We start from the raw sequence: 17,066 nt of genomic DNA, 5'->3' as shown, positions 1-17,066 counted from the left end.
TCTCATTTGTGCTGGGCGGGCGCGCGTTTTTATGACTACTTCGCACGACTGTCCAGCTTCCCGCTCACCCTACGCCTTCCTCGTTCGATCGACTTCCGCGTATCAATCAATCTTACTTATTTCGTAAGCATTCTGCCAATAACCAATCTTTGTATTTCATTGGTTCCTTCATAAATCTGGGTGATTTTTGCATCTCTCATGTACCGTTCAACTGGATAGTCTTTCGTGTATCCGTATCCGCCAAATACTTGAACAGCTTCGACGGTGACTTTCATTGCTGTATCTCCTGCAAATAATTTGGACATGGCCGATGCCTTTCCATATGGCAAGCCTTGTGATTCTAGCCATGCAGCTTGATAGGTTAACAGTCGGGACGCTTCTACTTCTGTCGCCATATCCGCTAATTTAAAAGAGATTCCTTGATTGGTTGCAATTGGTTTTCCGAACTGCTCGCGCTCTTTGGCATAGTCTACTGCTGCATCTAAGGCACCTTGTGCAATTCCCACGGCTTGAGCTGCAATTCCATTTCGCCCGCCATCCAAGGTAGACATCGCAATCTTGAATCCATCGCCTTCCGCACCAAGCATATTTTCCTTTGGTACACGACAGTTTTCAAAAATGAGTTCTGTTGTTGGGGAAGAGCGAATTCCTAATTTCTTTTCTTTCTTCCCAAATAAAAATCCTTCTGTTCCTTTTTCAACGATAAATGCACTAACTCCTTTATGGTTCGCATCAGGATCTGTTTTGGCAAAAACAAGATAAAGATCTGCTACTCCACCATTTGTTATCCATACTTTGCTGCCATTTAGAACATACTCATCTCCATCTTTTTTCGCCGTAGTCTTCATGGAAGCTACATCACTTCCAGCTCCTGGCTCAGATAAAGCATAAGCACCCAATGCCTCTCCCGTTGCTAGTCGATATAAGAAGCTTTTCTTTTGTTCTTCATTTCCATACTTGTAAATTGGCCAGCTTGCTAAGGACAGATGCGCTGATAATGTTACACCCGTTGATGCACATACACGTGATAATTCCTCAACAGCAATCACATAGCTGACAAAATCAGAACCGATTCCACCATATTCCTCTGACCAGGGGATACCTGTTAGACCGAGTTCAGCCATCTTATTAAAAATGCTGCGATCAAATCGTTCTTCCTCATCCCGTTCTGCAGCAGTTGGTTCTACTTCATTGATTGCAAAATCCCTTACCATTTTTCTAAGCATTTCTTGTTCTTCGGTTAGTTGAAAGTTCATGTTTTTTCCCCCTTGAGTGTATTAAGGCTATATTTGTCACACTTTTTTACGTGTGTTACTAACAATCTCTTTAATCTCTCCATAGTTTTTTCGAAATAACCATATGCTGTATTTCATTCGTTCCTTCATAAATTTGCGTGACTTTCGCATCGCGGAAAAATCGTTCTGCAGGAAAGTCTTTGGTATATCCATTGCCTCCAAAAATTTGGACAGCTTCAATGGCTGTTTTCATGGCCGTATTGGAGGCATACATTTTCGCCATGGATGCTTCCTTGCCACAGTCGATTCCTCGTTCTACCAGAGATGCCGCTTGATAGACTAATAGTTTTGCTGCCTCGACTTCTGTCGCCATATCTGCCAGTTTAAAAGAAATGCCTTGATTTGCTGAAATGGGTTTTCCAAATTGCTCTCGCTCTTTGGCATATTGAATGGAATGACTGAGCGCTCCCTCAGCAATCCCTAATGCTTGTGCTGCAATCCCGATTCTGCCGACATTCAAGTTCACCATCGCAATCTTGAATCCATCCCCTTCTTTGCCAAGCAGCTGCATTCCAGGAACCTCACAATTGTCAAAACTCAGCTGCACGGTATTGGATCCGTTAAGTCCCATTTTCTTTTCCTTTTTCCCTATATGGAGTCCTGGGGTATCTTTTTCCACAATAAACGCACTAATTTCGTTAGCTGCTGTTCTTGCAAATGTAATGTAGGTGTCTGCTGCTCCGCCATTGGTGATAAACATTTTCGTGCCATTTAGGATATAGTTGTCACCATCTTTTTTAGCAGTAGTTTTTATACTCTGTGCATCAGATCCTGCCCCAGGTTCCGTTAGTGCAAAAGCGCCAAGATATTGGCCTGATGCTAGTTTGGGAATGTAGTAGCGCTTTTGTTCTTCTGTCCCGAAATAAAGAATAGGATTGGTTCCTACGGATGAATGGACAGAGAGAATCACGCCAATTGTAGCGCTTACTTTTGAAAGCTCGTTAATGGCAATGATATAGGAAGTAAAGTCCATGCCACTGCCACCGTACTCCTCTGGAATGGCTATACCCATTAAACCTAAATCAGCCATTTTCCTGATAACTTCCTTTGGAAATCGGTCCTCTTCTTCCATTCGCTTTATATCACCGGTAATATCATTTTGGGCAAATTCACGGACCATCTTTCGCATCATTTCTTGTTCTTCCGTGAAAGTCAGGTTCATCTTGGTGTCCTCCTCCTTGATGTTCACGTCATACTCAAGTATATTCATAAAACCCTCTCCCTGATTTTTTACCTAACCAGCCGGCTTTTACATATTTTCTCAATAATGGACACGGACGATATTTGCTGTCACCCAACCCGTCATGAAGCACTTCCATGATATATAGACACGTATCTAGGCCAATAAAATCTGCAAGTTGAAGTGGCCCCATTGGATGATTCATACCCAATTTCATCACGGTATCAATATCTTCTGGAGATGCCACCCCTTCATATACAGCATAGATAGCTTCATTAATCATTGGCAACAAAATACGGTTCGCAGCAAAGCCTGGAAAATCATTGACTTCTACCGACGTTTTATTTAATCGTTCCGCAGTTTCTGCAACGGTTTCGTATGTTTCATCGGTTGTTTGCAGACCTCGAATGATTTCTACCAATTTCATAACTGGAACTGGGTTCATAAAATGCATGCCAATCACTTTTTCTGGACGATTTGTGACTGCAGCGATTTCTGTGATTGGAAGAGATGACGTGTTTGACGCTAATATAGCATGAGGTGGGGTCACCCGATCCAGCTCCTGGAAAACCTTTGTTTTCACATCCATATTTTCCACAATCGCTTCTACCACAAGATCACAAGACGCTGCATCTGCTATATTTCCAGATAACGATAGATTGTTTAATGCTTTTGATTTATCCTCTTCTGTGATTTTTCCTTTTGTCACATCTTTGGTTAAAATTTTTTCAATCGATGCTTTACCTTTATTTAAAGCATCTTCAGTTACATCATTTAAAATTACTTGAAAACCAGATTGCGCGAACACTTGCGCAATCCCAGATCCCATTTGACCTGCCCCTACAATCATTACTTTCTTCACAGACATGCTTTCTCCCCCTTGATTTTGGAATATAGGCTTTTACTCGTGTAATAGGCGTTACTCTCGATTTATAGGTGTTGCTGTTAGTTTATAGGCGCTCTCCTCATTTTATAGGCGCTCCTCCCAATTTATAGGCGCTCCTCTCTGTTTATAGGCGCTCCGCTCCATTTATAGGCGCTCCTCTCCATTTATAGGCGCTCCTCACAATTTATAGGCGCTCCGCTCAATTTATAGGCGCTCCGCCCAATTTATAGGCGCTCCTCTCCATTTATAGGCGCTCTTCTCAATTTATAGGCGCTCCTCTCCATTTATAGGCGCTCCTCACAATTTATAGGCGCTCCTCCCAATTTATAGGCGCTCCTCTCTGTTTATAGGCGCTCCTCACAATTTATAGGCGCTCCTCACAATTTATAGGCGCTCCTCTCATTTATAGGCGCTCCTCTCTGTTTATAGGCGCTCCGCTCCACGTCCTGCTTTAAAAACGTCCTATTTCATTAATCACTTTTTTGGCACTTCGATTAATACTGCGTCTCCTTGACCGCCGCCACTGCATATTGCGGCTATTCCAAGTCCTCCGCCGCGGCGTTTTAGTTCATGAATGAGTGTTAGGATAATTCGGGCTCCACTTGCTCCGATTGGGTGGCCTAATGCTACTGCACCGCCATTGACGTTTAATTTTTCAGGGTCCACGTTTGCAATCTGCCCACTGGCAAGTGCGACTGCTGCGAATGCTTCGTTTATTTCGAATAAGTCTATTTCTTCAATGGTGTGTCCTGTTTTATCAAGAAGTTTATTGATTACTAATCCTGGTGTTTGCGGGAAATTTTTGGCTTCAACAGCAACTTCTGCGTGCCCCACGATTGTTGCTAATGGGTTTTTTCCTAGTTCATTTGCTTTTGTATCGGACATGACAACAAAAGCACCTGCCCCGTCATTTATTCCTGGTGCATTCCCAGCGGTAATGGTTCCATCTTTATCAAAAGCCGGACGAAGACTTGCTAATTTTTCAATGGTAGTTTCTTTTCTTGGAGCTTCATCAGTATCAACAACAACCGGGTCTCCCTTGCGCTGTGGTATTTCTACCGGAACAATCTCATCTCTAAATCTTCCTGATTCAATTGCTTCTATTGCACGTTGATGACTGCGGTATGCCCATTCATCCTGCGCTTCTCTGGTTAGGCCAAATTCATCAGCTGTTGAGTTTCCGTATGTTCCCATATGTACATTTTTAAAAGAACATGTTAATCCGTCATGCACCATTAAATCTTTTACTTTGCTATCACCCATTCGGCTTCCCCAACGTGCATCTGGCATAAAATAAGGTGCGTTGCTCATGCTTTCCATTCCACCTGCCACAATAACCTCTTCATCGCCCAAGCGAATCAGTTGATCGGCTAATGTGACACTTCGAAGACCTGATGCACACACCTTGTTGATTGTTTCTGTTTTTACTTCCCAAGGAATACCAGCTTCCCTTGCAGCCTGACGGGAAGGAATTTGTCCCTGCCCTCCTTGCAATACCGTTCCAAGAATTACTTCATCTACTTCAGATCCTTCTAATCCCGCACGCTTCAAAGCTTCTTTAATGGCTCTTCCACCGAGTTGTGACGCTGTTAATGGTTTTAACGCCCCACCAAACTTCCCAAAAGGTGTTCTTGCACCAGATATAATCACTGTTTTTCTCATAAAAATCCTCCCTTTCACTCCATTTTTAAAAATCTATCATCTATCGATTGAACGCTCGCTCAGTTATCCTACTAAGATAAAGGGAGGCACTAGTCCTCCCTATTTTATAAGTTATTAAGCAACTACTTCTTTTTCTTCCACAAATACAGATAATGCTAGAATTTCAGCAACATCTAGGGTACTGATGTCCTCTTCCACTTCTTTTGCTTTCGTTCCATCACTGATCATGGTTAAGCAGAATGGACACGCTGTAGAAATCATCGTTGGTTCAACAGCTAACGCTTGTTCTGTACGAGCAACGTTAATTCGGTTACCGGTTGTATCTTCTGCCCACATCAAGCCGCCACCAGCTCCACAGCACATTCCATTCTCTCGGCTACGATCCATTTCCACTAGTTCCAAACCAGGAATAGATTGCAAGATTTCTCTTGGCGGATCATAGACTCCATTGTATCTTCCTAGATAACAAGAATCGTGATAAGTTAAACGTTGATTGATTGGTTTTTTCGGTGCTAGTTTTCCTGACATTACTAAATCATATAACATTTGCGTATGATGTAGAACTTCTGCTTCATACCCAAAATCAGGATATTCATTTTTGAAAATGTTATAGGCGTGAGGATCGATCGTAACGATTTTCTTCACATTATGTTTTTCAAATGTCTTAATATTCTTCTCCGCAATTTCTTGGAATAAGAACTCATTCCCGATTCGACGAGCAGTATCTCCAGAGTTTGCTTCTTGGTTACCAAGAATAGCAAAACTGATTCCAGCCTTATTCATTAATTTAGCAAAGGCAAGAGCAATCTTCTGACTGCGACTGTCGTAGGAGCCCATGGAACTAACCCAGAAAAGATATTCGAATTCTTTTCCTTCTTTTTTCAGTTCTTTAACCGTTGGAACATAAACAGACTCATCTTCATCACGCCATTTAATACGGTCTTTTTTCGATAATCCCCAAGGGTTCCCTTGACGCTCAATATTCATAACCGCACGTTGTACATCTGCATCCATTTTACCTTCTGTCATTACTAGATAGCGGCGCATATCAATAATCGTACCAACATGTTCATTATTAACCGGACAAGCATCCTCACAGTTACGGCATGTTGTACATCCAGATAATTCTTCTTCTGTAATAACATCTCCAATTAGGCTCGCTTGTTGAATCGTTGCAGCCGCTTCTCCACCAGCGCTAGCCATGTTTCCTTGTGCACTAGAGAAAGCATATGATGGTACCCAGGCAGATTTACCAGTTACTGCTGCTCCTTTTTCTGTTAAGTGATCACGAACTTTCACCATGATATCCATTGGAGACAGCATCTTTCCTGTCCCTGCAGCCGGACAAACATCTGTACAGCGGCCACACTCTACACAGGCATAGAAATCAATCATTTGATGCTGTTCAAAGTCTTCTACTTTCCCAACACCGAAGGATATTTCTTCTTCACTTTCTTCTGCTTCTTCATCGATATCGAAGTCTAGTTTTTTCAACTTTCCTGGAACTTTTTTGCTTAGGAAAACGTTGATTGGTGCAGCAATTAAGTGCGCATGCTTGGATTGAGGTACATAAACCAAGAATGTTAAAATGGTTACTGTATGTATCCACCATGCGATAAAGAACAGTACGGCAGCAGCACCCGGAGACAAGAATCCAAAAATAGTCGCTATTAAACTAGCAACAGGCTCTGTCCATGTTGCCTCGTGGCCATGCCAAATCATAGCCATTCCATTACCAAACAGTACTGAAATCATTAACGTACCAATAAAAATAAGAACTAGTCCTGCTTTTAACCCTCGTTTCAAACGGACAAGTTTTTCTATATAACGGCGATAAAATGCCCAAATTACCGCTACCAGGATCGTCAAAGTTACGATTTCCTGGAAAAATACAAATCCAGGATAAAACATACCAAAAGGCAAATGATTACCTGGTGCTAGCCCTTTAACAAACATGTCAATGGCACCAAATTGTACAAGTATAAATCCATAGAACATCATGACATGAATGGTTCCAGACTTCTTGTCCTTCAATAGCTTAGACTGGCCAAATACTATTTTTCCAATCCGCTTTAAGCGCATCTTTACTTCGCCATCAAACTCCGATTTCTTACCAAGCTTGATGTAGGACACTCTTGTCGCAACAACCTTGCCAAACAGATATAATCCATAAATGGTAATTGCTAAAAAAGCGATCCAGTTAATGATTAAAAATGTATCCATTAGTGCTCCCCCTTCTCCCTATTCACTTGGTGTTAACGATTTCAATTTACAGAATTTTTCTTGATGTCAGTCTTATTACTATAGTATATTATGAATGAGCATTCAGTCAACCTGTATAACTAAAATTTTATATTTTCTGTTTCTTTTGAATATAAAATTACACTATTTCCTCTCTTTTGTAAAGGGTATAGTTTCATTTTATTTAAAAACTTCTTAAAGTGATTTTTGATAAGAGAAAAAACACACACGTTACTTTGTACTAACGTGTGTGTTCCTATGTTAATTGCTTGTTTACGGACGGTAGTAAGCAGTTAGTAAAGGGATTAAAAAACAACCTTCTATATAAACTTACATTTTCTCAGGTGCGGTTACTCCGATTAGCTGAAGTCCGTTAGCTAATGTAATTCGAACGGATTTCATGAGAGCGATTCTTGCGCTGGTTAATTCTTCGTTATCTTGATCTAATACTTTTACCGCATTGTAGAAACTATGCAATAAGGTTGCTAAGTCAAATACATATTGCGTTACTTTATGAGGCAAGTGTTTTTCTGCCGCTTCTGCAACTACTTGTGGGAATTCGCCTAATTTCTTAAGCAAGTCCACTTCTTTTTCAGCAGTTAATAACGTTGCATCATAAGTTGAATCCGTTTCTATTCCCTTGTTCTTCGCTTGCTCCAGCATCGTACAAATTCTTGCATGGGCATACTGAACATAGAAAATGGGGTTATCATTGGACTGTGAACGTGCTAAATCCATATCAAAATCAAGCTGAGAATCATTCGAGCGTGTTACAAAGAAATAGCGGGCTGCATCGACACCTACATCTTCTATTAAATCACGAAGTGCAACAGCCTTCCCTGTACGTTTACTCATACGAATCTTTTCTCCACCTTCAAAAAGGTTTACCATTTGAATGATTTTCACATGGAATTTATCAGATGGATAGCCTAATGCTTGAATGGCTGCACGCATTCTTGGTACATATCCGTGGTGGTCCGCTCCCCATACGTTAATAATCTGGTCAAACCCTCGGTCCAGTTTATCTTTATGATAAGCAATATCTGGTGTTAAATAGGTGTAATTGCCATCTTTTTTCACTAGAACTCGATCTTTATCATCACCGAATTCTGTGGATTTAAACCAGGTTGCATCGTCTTTTTCATAGATGTAATTTTCTTTGTCTAAGGTTTTTAACGCTTCCGTGATTTTATCTTTGTACAGAGAACGCTCCGAGAACCAGTTATCAAATTCCACACGAAAAGCTTGCAAATCGTTTTTTATATTTTCTAAGGAAGATTGTAACCCGTATTCTTTAAAGTGAGCAATGCGTTCCTCTTTATCTGCATTCACCCATTTATCGCCATCTTCAGCGACAATTTTCTTCGCAATGTCGATAATAGCCTGTCCGTGATATCCATCTTCCGGCATTTCCGCATCCTGGCCTAATTCTTGTAAATAACGAGCCTCAACAGAGTAAGCTAAATTATCAATTTGGTTTCCAGCATCATTGATATAATACTCACGCTCCACCTGGTATCCTGCCGCATCTAGTACATTACATAATACATCTCCATATGCTGCGCCACGTGCATGCCCTAAATGCAAATCACCGGTTGGGTTAACAGAAACAAACTCTACCTGAACCTTTTCCCCATTTCCTGCATTGGTTCTTCCGTATTCAGTTTCCGCTTTTAATATAGTAGGGATAATATCGCCTAAAAAGTCATTTTTCATGAAAAAGTTAATAAATCCAGGGCCAGCAACCTCTACTTTTTCAATCGATGCTTTTGTCTGATCTAAATGGTTGATAATGTCATCCGCAATCTGACGCGGTGCTTTTTTTGCAATTCTTGCTAGCTGCATTGCAATGTTAGCGGCAAAGTCACCATGTGATTTATCCTTTGGTTTTTCTAAAACGATATCTGGAAGTTGCTCTTTTGTAGCAAGGTTTGCCTTGATTACCGCCTCTATTATTTCCTGTTTTAAAATATCTTCTGTTTGTTCTAAGACATTCATTCGGATTCCTCCTTATAACTCAAAATCAGATCATGTTTCCGTTCATCCTGCCCATTTAATTTGACCGTATAAGAAATGGCTAATTGCCCTTCCGTTATCTCACTTTTTTGCTTATAGGTCATTTTCTTCGTGAAGGTTTCCATATGTATGGTGCCATGCGGATGCTTATATACATTTTCTGTAATATGATTAATATCGAACTTTTGATTCATAGAAACTGGGCCCGTCCGTTTTATATTAACGGAACCGTCCTGAATGGTAACTAAATTACGTACTTTCAGCTCCTCATCCAACGTTTCTTCAAACATTAAAACATGCCTATTTCCTTTAATAAAGAATTTTCCCGTTTCCTGAACGGTATTATGTTCCTTGCTGCCATTATCATTAATGGTTGTTTCAAGCCTAATATTCACTTTCTTCTGTACTGAATCCATTCCATCGCCTCGTACTTCTTAAAATCATATAATGCCTATTATAGCGATAATGTGTAGGGTATTTCAATAGAAAGTGTACGGGGTTATGGTTATCGGTTAATTTTTAGGATTGCTGGACTGGGATATTGGGAGAGATTTTTTGTTGGTGGGCGCTGGTTTATGGGTTATGGGCGTTCGCTGCCGGTTTATAGGCGCTCACTCCATTTTATAGGCGCTCACTCCATTTTATAGGCGCTCACTCCATTTTATAGGCGTTCCTCTATTTTTATAGGCGCTCCTCTACTTTTATAGGCGCTCCTCTACTTTTATAGGCGCTTCTCTACTTTTATAGGCGCTCCTCTACTTTTATAGGCGCTCCTCTACTTTTATAGGCGCTCCTCTACTTTTATAGGCGCTCCTCTACTTTTATAGGCGCTCACTCCCGGTTTATAGGCGCTCCTCTCCTTTATAAGCGTTCACTCTCCCGGTTAACAGGCTCTCACCCCAATTCACAAACTCCTTCCAACTACTTCACCCACCCCAACAACATCTCTCTTACAAATTTACTTGCTGCAATGGCTGTTTTTTCGGAGTGGTCATATGCTGGTGCAACTTCTACTAAATCGGAACCAATAATATGTAAATCTGACTCTGCAATCATTTGGATTGCTTGCAATAATTCGTTTGAGGTGTTTCCTCCAGCTTCGGCCGTTCCGGTACCGGGCGCATAGGCTGGTTCCAAGACATCAATATCAATCGTGACATATATTTTTCTACCCGATAAGTGAGGAAGTATCTTCTTCAATGGTTGAGCAACCTCAAACTTCGACATGTGCATGCCACTTTCTTTTGCAAATTGGAATTCTTCACGCATGCCTGAACGAATTCCGAATGAATAGACATTTTCCGGTCCGATTAAACCGCAAATTTTTCTGATAGGTGTTGAATGGGAAAGTGATTCTCCTTCATATTCTTCCCGCAAATCTGCATGCGCATCGATGTGAATGAGCGCCATATCTGGGTATTTCTTATACATAGCTTGGACAATCGGCCATGTAACAAGATGCTCCCCGCCCAGCCCTAGTGGGAATTTTCCATTCTCCAAGAGTTTTTCGATATATTCCTCAATCATATCCAAGCTTCTTGCGGGATTACCGAATGGCAGAGGGATATCTCCTGCATCAAAAAAGTCCATTTCCTCCAAATGCTTGTCCAAGTAAGGACTATATTCTTCCAGGCCAAGGGAAGCTTCACGGATACGGCCCGGACCGAAGCGAGAGCCCGGTCGAAAGCTCACCGTCCAGTCCATAGGCATTCCGTAGATAACCGCTTTTGCTTTTTCAAATTCAGATCCTGACATGATAAAAACTTTACCTGAGTAGGCTTCATCAAATCTCATCGTTACGTCTCCCCTTACTCCGTCAAGTCTTTCACAAATTTCGGCAAAACAAATGAAGCGAAGTGAATATCTGGCGTGTAATACTTTGATTCCATATCAGGAAAGCGTTCTGCCTTCACTTTTTTCGGATCATGGACCTTACTCCCCAATGTAAAAGTCCATAAACCACTAGGGTATGTTGGAATATTTGCCGTATATAAACGGGTCACAGGGAAAATCTGCTGCACATCCTGATACACCTGTTTAATCAAGTCAGCTTTGAACCAAGGGTTATCGGTTTGCGCAACAAATACACCATCATCTTTTAATGCTTTAGAAATCCCCGCATAAAAACCTTGACTAAATAAATTTACCGCTGGTCCGACGGGTTCGGTGGAATCGACCATAATCACATCAAAGGCTTTCTCGCTATTAGCGATATACATAAATCCATCCTCCACCTTTACTTCCACCCGTTCATTATCAAATCCACTCGCAATTTTCGGCAAGTACTTTTTGGAATAATCAATGACCTTACCATCAATCTCCACAAGCGTAACTTTCTCAACAGACTCATGCTTTAGGACTTCGCGAATGACTCCACCATCCCCTCCACCAACAATCAGAACATCTTTTGGATTTGGATGCGTAAAAAGTGGAACATGGGCGAGCATTTCGTGGTATACAAATTCATCCTTCTCTGTTGTCATCACCATATCATCAAGGATCAGCATGTTTCCCCATTCTTCCGTTTCCACCAATTGCAATTCCTGAAAATCCGTTTGTTCAGCGACATAGGTCTGTTTTACCTTTGCCGTAATCCCAAAATTCTCTGTCTGTTTCTCTGTAAACCAAATGCTCATTGGCCCATCCATCTCCTTGTATGTATTTAAATCGGCTTCCTTAAACAGGTTGATTATATAGAAATTCTGAAAAAATACAAGCTTTTTTTTGAAAGAAAACCAGTCTAGTCCACGTTCGGATTTATCGGTCCTCGCTTCCTCTATTCATCTTCTCGCTCCAATTAGCAGCTCCCGCCTCCATCTGAATTCGCCTACACGTTTTCTCCCTGCATTCCAGATATCAGTCTTCTGCCCACTCTCTCCAGCTTTTTCATGTTTATTTGTTTATATCTTTTCCCATAATGGTAGTAATACACACACGTATATCATTATTTATGGGGTTAATGAGATGAAAAAGAGGAGATTTAAAAAGTATCGATTAATAGGAAAAGCTGTGCTAGGACTTATTGGATTAGCATTTATTTCTTTGTTGGGGATTTATTTTGTCAGTTTTATGTTAGGACCACCTCCTCTGACAAACGAGGAGAATACGATTTACTATAGTGACTCCAATCAGGTGATTGGGGAGGAGCGTGGTGTTGAGAATCGATATTGGGTGGATTTAGAGGATATGTCGCCTTACATTATTGACGCCACATTAATTATCGAGGACCAGCATTTTCGTGACCATTTTGGCTTTGACCTGAAACGTATTGCTGGTGCTGTTCTTAAAAATATAAAAACGCTGTCGCTTTCTGAAGGAGCTAGTACCTTAACACAGCAACTTGCACGGAACCTATATTTAACCCATGACAAAACTTGGGACAGGAAGATAAAAGAAGCATTTTACACCGTCCGACTGGAGATGTATTATTCCAAAGCAGAAATATTGGAAGGTTATTTGAACTCTATCTACTATGGACATGGCGCATACGGAATTGAAGCTGCCAGCAGATACTTTTTTGATAAATCAGCTGGTGAACTGGATTTGGCTGAAGCCTCCATGCTAGCAGGCGTACCAAAAGGCGCCACCTATTACTCACCATTAAACAACAAAGAAAATGCCGACCATCGACAAAAACGAATATTAAGTCTAATGCTGGAAAATGACATGATTACAGAGGAAGAATTTAAGGTTGCCTCGAATACAGAGCTTACCTACTCAGAAAAGAAACGGGAAAATAAGAATTCTATTGGGCCCTATTTTCAAGATGTCGTTTTAAAAGAAGCTTCCAATATTTTAGATTTGGATGAAGAAAGTGTCCGGTCTGGTGGTTATCAGATTTTCACAACATTAAATGCGGATAAGCAAACAAGTCTAGAAGATTTCATTTCATCGACCATACCGGAAACAACGGACATGCAAATTGGTGCCATGTCGATGGAGCCAAATACCGGTGCGATTAAAGCCTTAGTTGGTGGACGCAATTATGAGAAAAGTCCCTTTAACCGAGCGATGTCCGCTAGACGTATGGCCGGTTCCACATTTAAACCTTTCTTATACTACGCAGCACTAGAAAATGGCTATACAGCGACAACGATGTTAGCTAGTAAGCCAACTGTATTTGAATTAGAAGAAGGAAAGGTTTATCAGCCTAGTAACTTTAATGACTATTATGCCTATGAATCAATTTCTCTAGCACAAGCACTGGCACTTTCTGATAATATTTATGCTGTAAAAACAAACATGTTTCTCACCCCAGAAAGACTTGTGAAAGCAGCGAGAAAGTTCGGAATACATGGGGACTTGCCTGCCGTTCCATCCTTAGCACTCGGAACAGCATCTGTTACGGTAAAGGAGATGGTTACAGGATACGGAATGATTGCTAATGGCGGGCATCAAATTGATGGGTACGCCATCGAAAAGATAATCGACCGAAATGATCGAACCGTCTATGAACGACCGAAGGAAAACGGCGAATTAGTTCTTGATCCACAGCAAACATTTATCTTATCGGATTTAATGACAGGCATGTTTGACCGAATGCTGGACGGTTATACATCCGTCACTGGAGCACCTATAGCAGATGAATTAACTCGAACGTACGCAGGCAAATCTGGAACAACCAGTTCAGACAGTTGGATGGTAGGTTTTAGTCCACAGCTTGTTACAGGGGTTTGGGCTGGGTATGATGATAATCGAACGATGCAAGTAGTAGCAGAAAAAGGGTATCCCAAAGAAATATGGGCCTCTTTTATGGAAAAAGCCCACGAAGAATTGCCACAGGAACCATTTAAGGTGCCACCAGGTGTCGTTGGCGTAGCCGTTGATCCGGAGACTGGAGATCTAGCCACTCCTTATTGTGAGGTTAGCAGGGTCATGTATTTTGAGGAGGGTTCAGAGCCCACCTCTTATTGCACCAAGCATTTCCATGGAGATGAATCAGATGATAAGGAAGATGACAAAGGGACCATCGAACGTTTCTTTGATTCCTTTTTTGGTGACTAATATCTTTAGATTTATAAGCTTGTAATAGAATAATAAGCAAAAAGAAGCCGACAATCACCTTTTGGATTGTCGGCTTCTTTTTGTCCTAGTAATACATGTTTGTCCATGTATCCATATTTTACAAACTTCCGATGTAAAGTACAACATTTATTATAATTGTTCATGATTCGTTCACAAATTATTCATATTCTCTATTTGTCTTTACTCTGAAAGTGCATTTTTTAGTTCATCTGTAGAATTATTCCACATGTTCTCATCAAATTCGATTAAATAGTCTTTCAATAATTTTTTCGAGTGATCATCCATATGGTCGACAATAACCTTGCCTTTTAACGATTGTTCCATATGTTTAATATGTTCCGGCATCGACTTGTACGCTCGTTTGATTTCACGATCAACTCGAATTTCACTTCCAGCTACGCCACTATAAAATTTGCCATTCTCATTTCGCTCGACGTTCACCCATACGATCCAATATAATTTTCCGTTTGGAACCTCGTCTTTGTTATGAATCCACTTTACACGGCGTTCTACTTTACTTCGTGCATGCATAGCATCCATATCGACATACGCTTCATTTTCATTTGGATCAACAATGACGGAAGACATATTTTCCAAGCTAATTACACCCGAACCATATCCACCGTGACCGTCTGTAGAGTCATCTTTAATTATCGTAAAAGAATTCTTTTTATCCTTCTCACTCACCAGATTCCTCTCCTTTCTATAAGACCTCATCTTCCATTTTTACTAATTTTACCAGAAATCATACTTGGTTACGATTAAACTGTTCTGTTGTAAGGTGAAAAATATATAGATATAGACTTAGTTAACTATCCATTTAACAAAGAAATTTAGTACGTTTATTCGCTACGGAAATACACTACGCTTATGTTGTACTTTAATTTTTTTCATTTAGTTTATGACGTGCATGATATCCAATCTGAACTAGATAACCTATTTAAGCTCGTTTATAAAGTGTATGGCTTCTTCGATTTCTTCATCACTATAATTTTGTTTTGGTTTTACGGTATGCACTTTTTCTATTGTTTCTTCTATTGGCAAATCATCGAAGTAAAGCATGGTTGCGACTAATTCCAGGAATCGGGAGCTTTTGGTTTTCAATTTTTCTACCTTGTCTCCGTATTCAGGCATGTCTAATGCAAATTGCTGCAGAAAGTCTTTTCCGTCTGAGGTGATGGTATAATTGTATTGATAATAATTGCTTCTGTCTTCTTTCACTTCATTCAGAAAACCTAGATTACAAAGTTCTTCTACTCGTAATGTTAACTCCTCGGAATAAGGACCATAAAAATGAAATTGATATTTTTCCTCAAATGGAATATTGCATTTCTGTAAGATATAAATCATTTTTTGCAATTTCTTACGTCCGGTTACGTTCTCGGCCATTGAAAAAAACTGCATTAATTTCGCATGATTACCTAACATTTTTTACATCTCCTTGGCCATATAGAATTTCTTTTATTCGTTTCTTCGTTGTCTTGTCCTCCAGTTTATCTAAGCGGTCTTTTGGAAAATATAACTTGTGATCCGTTCGTTTTTTTCCGGATATTGCTTCTACAATATCCGAATGCCTGGACAGCTCCTTTAAAGAGTCATCTGGCATCAATAAATGAATCGGCAAACGTTCTTCTTCCTCCCCTGGACGATAAAAGTCATATGGAAGGTCCGATGAAGAATCAACAACTAAATAATATTCCGGATTAATTCCTGCATCCATAAACAATTGATACAGTTCCATCCACTCTTTCATTTGCAGATTAGGGTTAAATTCCACATATTTAAATAACCTGCGATTCATAAATCGTTCGCATAAATCGCTCAAAATGTCATCTTGTTCTTCTTGCCAAAGCTGGAAATAATAATGAACAATGGATTCATCTAGTTTCAAATATTCATCCAGTTTTACTTTGCCTTCAAAGAAAGAAATAAAATGCGTCGGTTTTAATTTAAAGGTAAAATCATTTGATTCATATAATTCTTTTGCTCGGTGCAATATTTTCGATAAAATCACTTCTGCACTTCTAGTTACCGGATGGAAATAAACTTGCCAGTACATTTGATAACGACTCATGATGTAATCTTCCACCGCATGCATTCCTGTTGACTTGATCACGACTTGATCTTCTATCGGCCGCATGACCCGAAGTATCCGTTCCATATCAAAATGGCCATAGCTAACCCCTGTATAATAAGCATCTCGTTGCAGGTAATCCATACGATCAGCATCAATTTGACTAGAAATCAAGCTAACTACCAGCTTGTCCTTGTAAGTTTTACCTATAACATCGGATACTTTTTGCGAGAAACCAGGACTGACATTTTCCAATATTTCATTGATTTTCGTGTCTCCCGTAATGATTTGTTGGGTAAAATATTCATGATCAAGTTTAAACACTTTTTCAAATGAATGAGAAAACGGTCCGTGTCCCAAATCATGCAAAAGCGCCGCACACAGACAGAGCAGTCGCTCCTCATTATTCCAGTGTGGGCGGTTCTCAAAGTTGTTTAATATTCTGCGTACAATCTCATATACCCCAAGTGAATGATTAAAGCGACTGTGTTCCGCCCCATGAAACGTTAAATTCGTCGTTCCAAGTTGTTTAATACGGCGCAGTCGCTGAAATTCCGGTGTTGCTATCAAATCCCATATCACCCGGTCCCTCACATGAACATAGCGGTGAACAGGGTCTTTAAACACCTTTTCTTCCGATAATTGCTGATCTTTATATGCCATTTTCTCCATCCGTTTCTTTTCGAC

The 17,066-nt window shown here is 40.4% G+C and carries 13 protein-coding genes; 1 reads left to right on the top strand and 12 read right to left on the bottom strand.

Annotated elements, in window-relative coordinates:
- Window positions 1-116: 116 nt before the first annotated feature.
- The 9 genes from D8M06_RS13740 to speE form a co-directional block, all read right to left on the bottom strand.
- Window positions 117-1,256 (bottom strand): acyl-CoA dehydrogenase, encoded by a 1,140-nt coding sequence (locus D8M06_RS13740; protein WP_121204978.1) that lies wholly within the window; start codon window positions 1,254-1,256, stop codon window positions 117-119.
- Between the two features lie 70 nt (window positions 1,257-1,326).
- Window positions 1,327-2,457, bottom strand: a complete 1,131-nt coding sequence (locus tag D8M06_RS13735; RefSeq protein WP_121204996.1) for an acyl-CoA dehydrogenase — start codon at window positions 2,455-2,457, stop codon at window positions 1,327-1,329.
- Window positions 2,458-2,491: 34 nt separating this feature from the next.
- Window positions 2,492-3,343, bottom strand: coding sequence for a 3-hydroxybutyryl-CoA dehydrogenase (locus tag D8M06_RS13730; RefSeq protein WP_121204977.1), 852 nt, complete (start codon window positions 3,341-3,343; stop codon window positions 2,492-2,494).
- A 492-nt stretch (window positions 3,344-3,835) separates the two neighbouring features.
- Window positions 3,836-5,023 carry an acetyl-CoA C-acetyltransferase gene (locus D8M06_RS13725; protein WP_121204976.1) on the bottom strand — a complete coding sequence of 396 codons (1,188 nt, stop codon included), beginning with the start codon at window positions 5,021-5,023 and terminating at the stop codon, window positions 3,836-3,838.
- 114 nt (window positions 5,024-5,137) lie between these two features.
- Entirely contained in the window at window positions 5,138-7,246 is a 2,109-nt protein-coding gene (locus D8M06_RS13720; protein ID WP_121204975.1) for a heterodisulfide reductase-related iron-sulfur binding cluster, read from the bottom strand.
- A gap of 348 nt (window positions 7,247-7,594) precedes the next feature.
- Window positions 7,595-9,262: an arginine--tRNA ligase gene (argS, locus tag D8M06_RS13715; protein WP_121204974.1), complete on the bottom strand. Its 1,668-nt coding sequence runs from the start codon at window positions 9,260-9,262 to the stop codon at window positions 7,595-7,597.
- Entirely contained in the window at window positions 9,259-9,696 is a 438-nt protein-coding gene (locus tag D8M06_RS13710; RefSeq protein WP_121204973.1) for a YwiB family protein, read from the bottom strand. Before D8M06_RS13710 ends, argS begins: the two co-directional genes overlap by 4 nt.
- Window positions 9,697-10,201: 505 nt before the next feature.
- A complete protein-coding gene (gene speB / locus D8M06_RS13705) occupies window positions 10,202-11,074 on the bottom strand; it encodes an agmatinase (RefSeq protein ID WP_121204972.1) in 873 nt (290 codons plus the stop codon).
- 14 nt (window positions 11,075-11,088) lie between these two features.
- A complete protein-coding gene (gene speE / locus D8M06_RS13700) occupies window positions 11,089-11,916 on the bottom strand; it encodes a polyamine aminopropyltransferase (RefSeq protein WP_121204971.1) in 828 nt (275 codons plus the stop codon).
- 328 nt (window positions 11,917-12,244) lie between these two features.
- Here speE and D8M06_RS13695 point away from each other — a divergent pair, with 328 nt between their 5' ends.
- The gene (locus D8M06_RS13695) at window positions 12,245-14,284 is read left to right on the top strand and encodes a transglycosylase domain-containing protein (protein WP_121204970.1); all 2,040 of its coding nucleotides are present in this window, start codon (window positions 12,245-12,247) and stop codon (window positions 14,282-14,284) included.
- 201 nt (window positions 14,285-14,485) lie between these two features.
- Here the strand turns inward: D8M06_RS13695 and D8M06_RS13690 are convergent, their stop codons facing one another.
- From D8M06_RS13690 to D8M06_RS13680, 3 genes are all read right to left on the bottom strand, one after another.
- Window positions 14,486-15,022, bottom strand: a complete 537-nt coding sequence (locus D8M06_RS13690) for a YwhD family protein (RefSeq protein ID WP_121204969.1) — start codon at window positions 15,020-15,022, stop codon at window positions 14,486-14,488.
- A gap of 219 nt (window positions 15,023-15,241) precedes the next feature.
- Window positions 15,242-15,733 carry a YwgA family protein gene (locus D8M06_RS13685; protein WP_121204968.1) on the bottom strand — a complete coding sequence of 164 codons (492 nt, stop codon included), beginning with the start codon at window positions 15,731-15,733 and terminating at the stop codon, window positions 15,242-15,244.
- Window positions 15,723-17,042 (bottom strand): HD domain-containing protein, encoded by a 1,320-nt coding sequence (locus D8M06_RS13680; protein WP_121204967.1) that lies wholly within the window; start codon window positions 17,040-17,042, stop codon window positions 15,723-15,725. The genes D8M06_RS13685 and D8M06_RS13680 overlap by 11 nt, the downstream gene beginning before the upstream one ends.
- Window positions 17,043-17,066: the final 24 nt, after the last annotated feature.

Source organism: Oceanobacillus halophilus (assembly GCF_003628505.1).
Lineage (GTDB): Bacteria > Bacillota > Bacilli > Bacillales > Amphibacillaceae > Oceanobacillus > Oceanobacillus halophilus.
The sequence above is the reverse complement of the archived record's forward strand: the minus strand, read 5'-3'. Positions and strand labels throughout refer to the sequence as shown.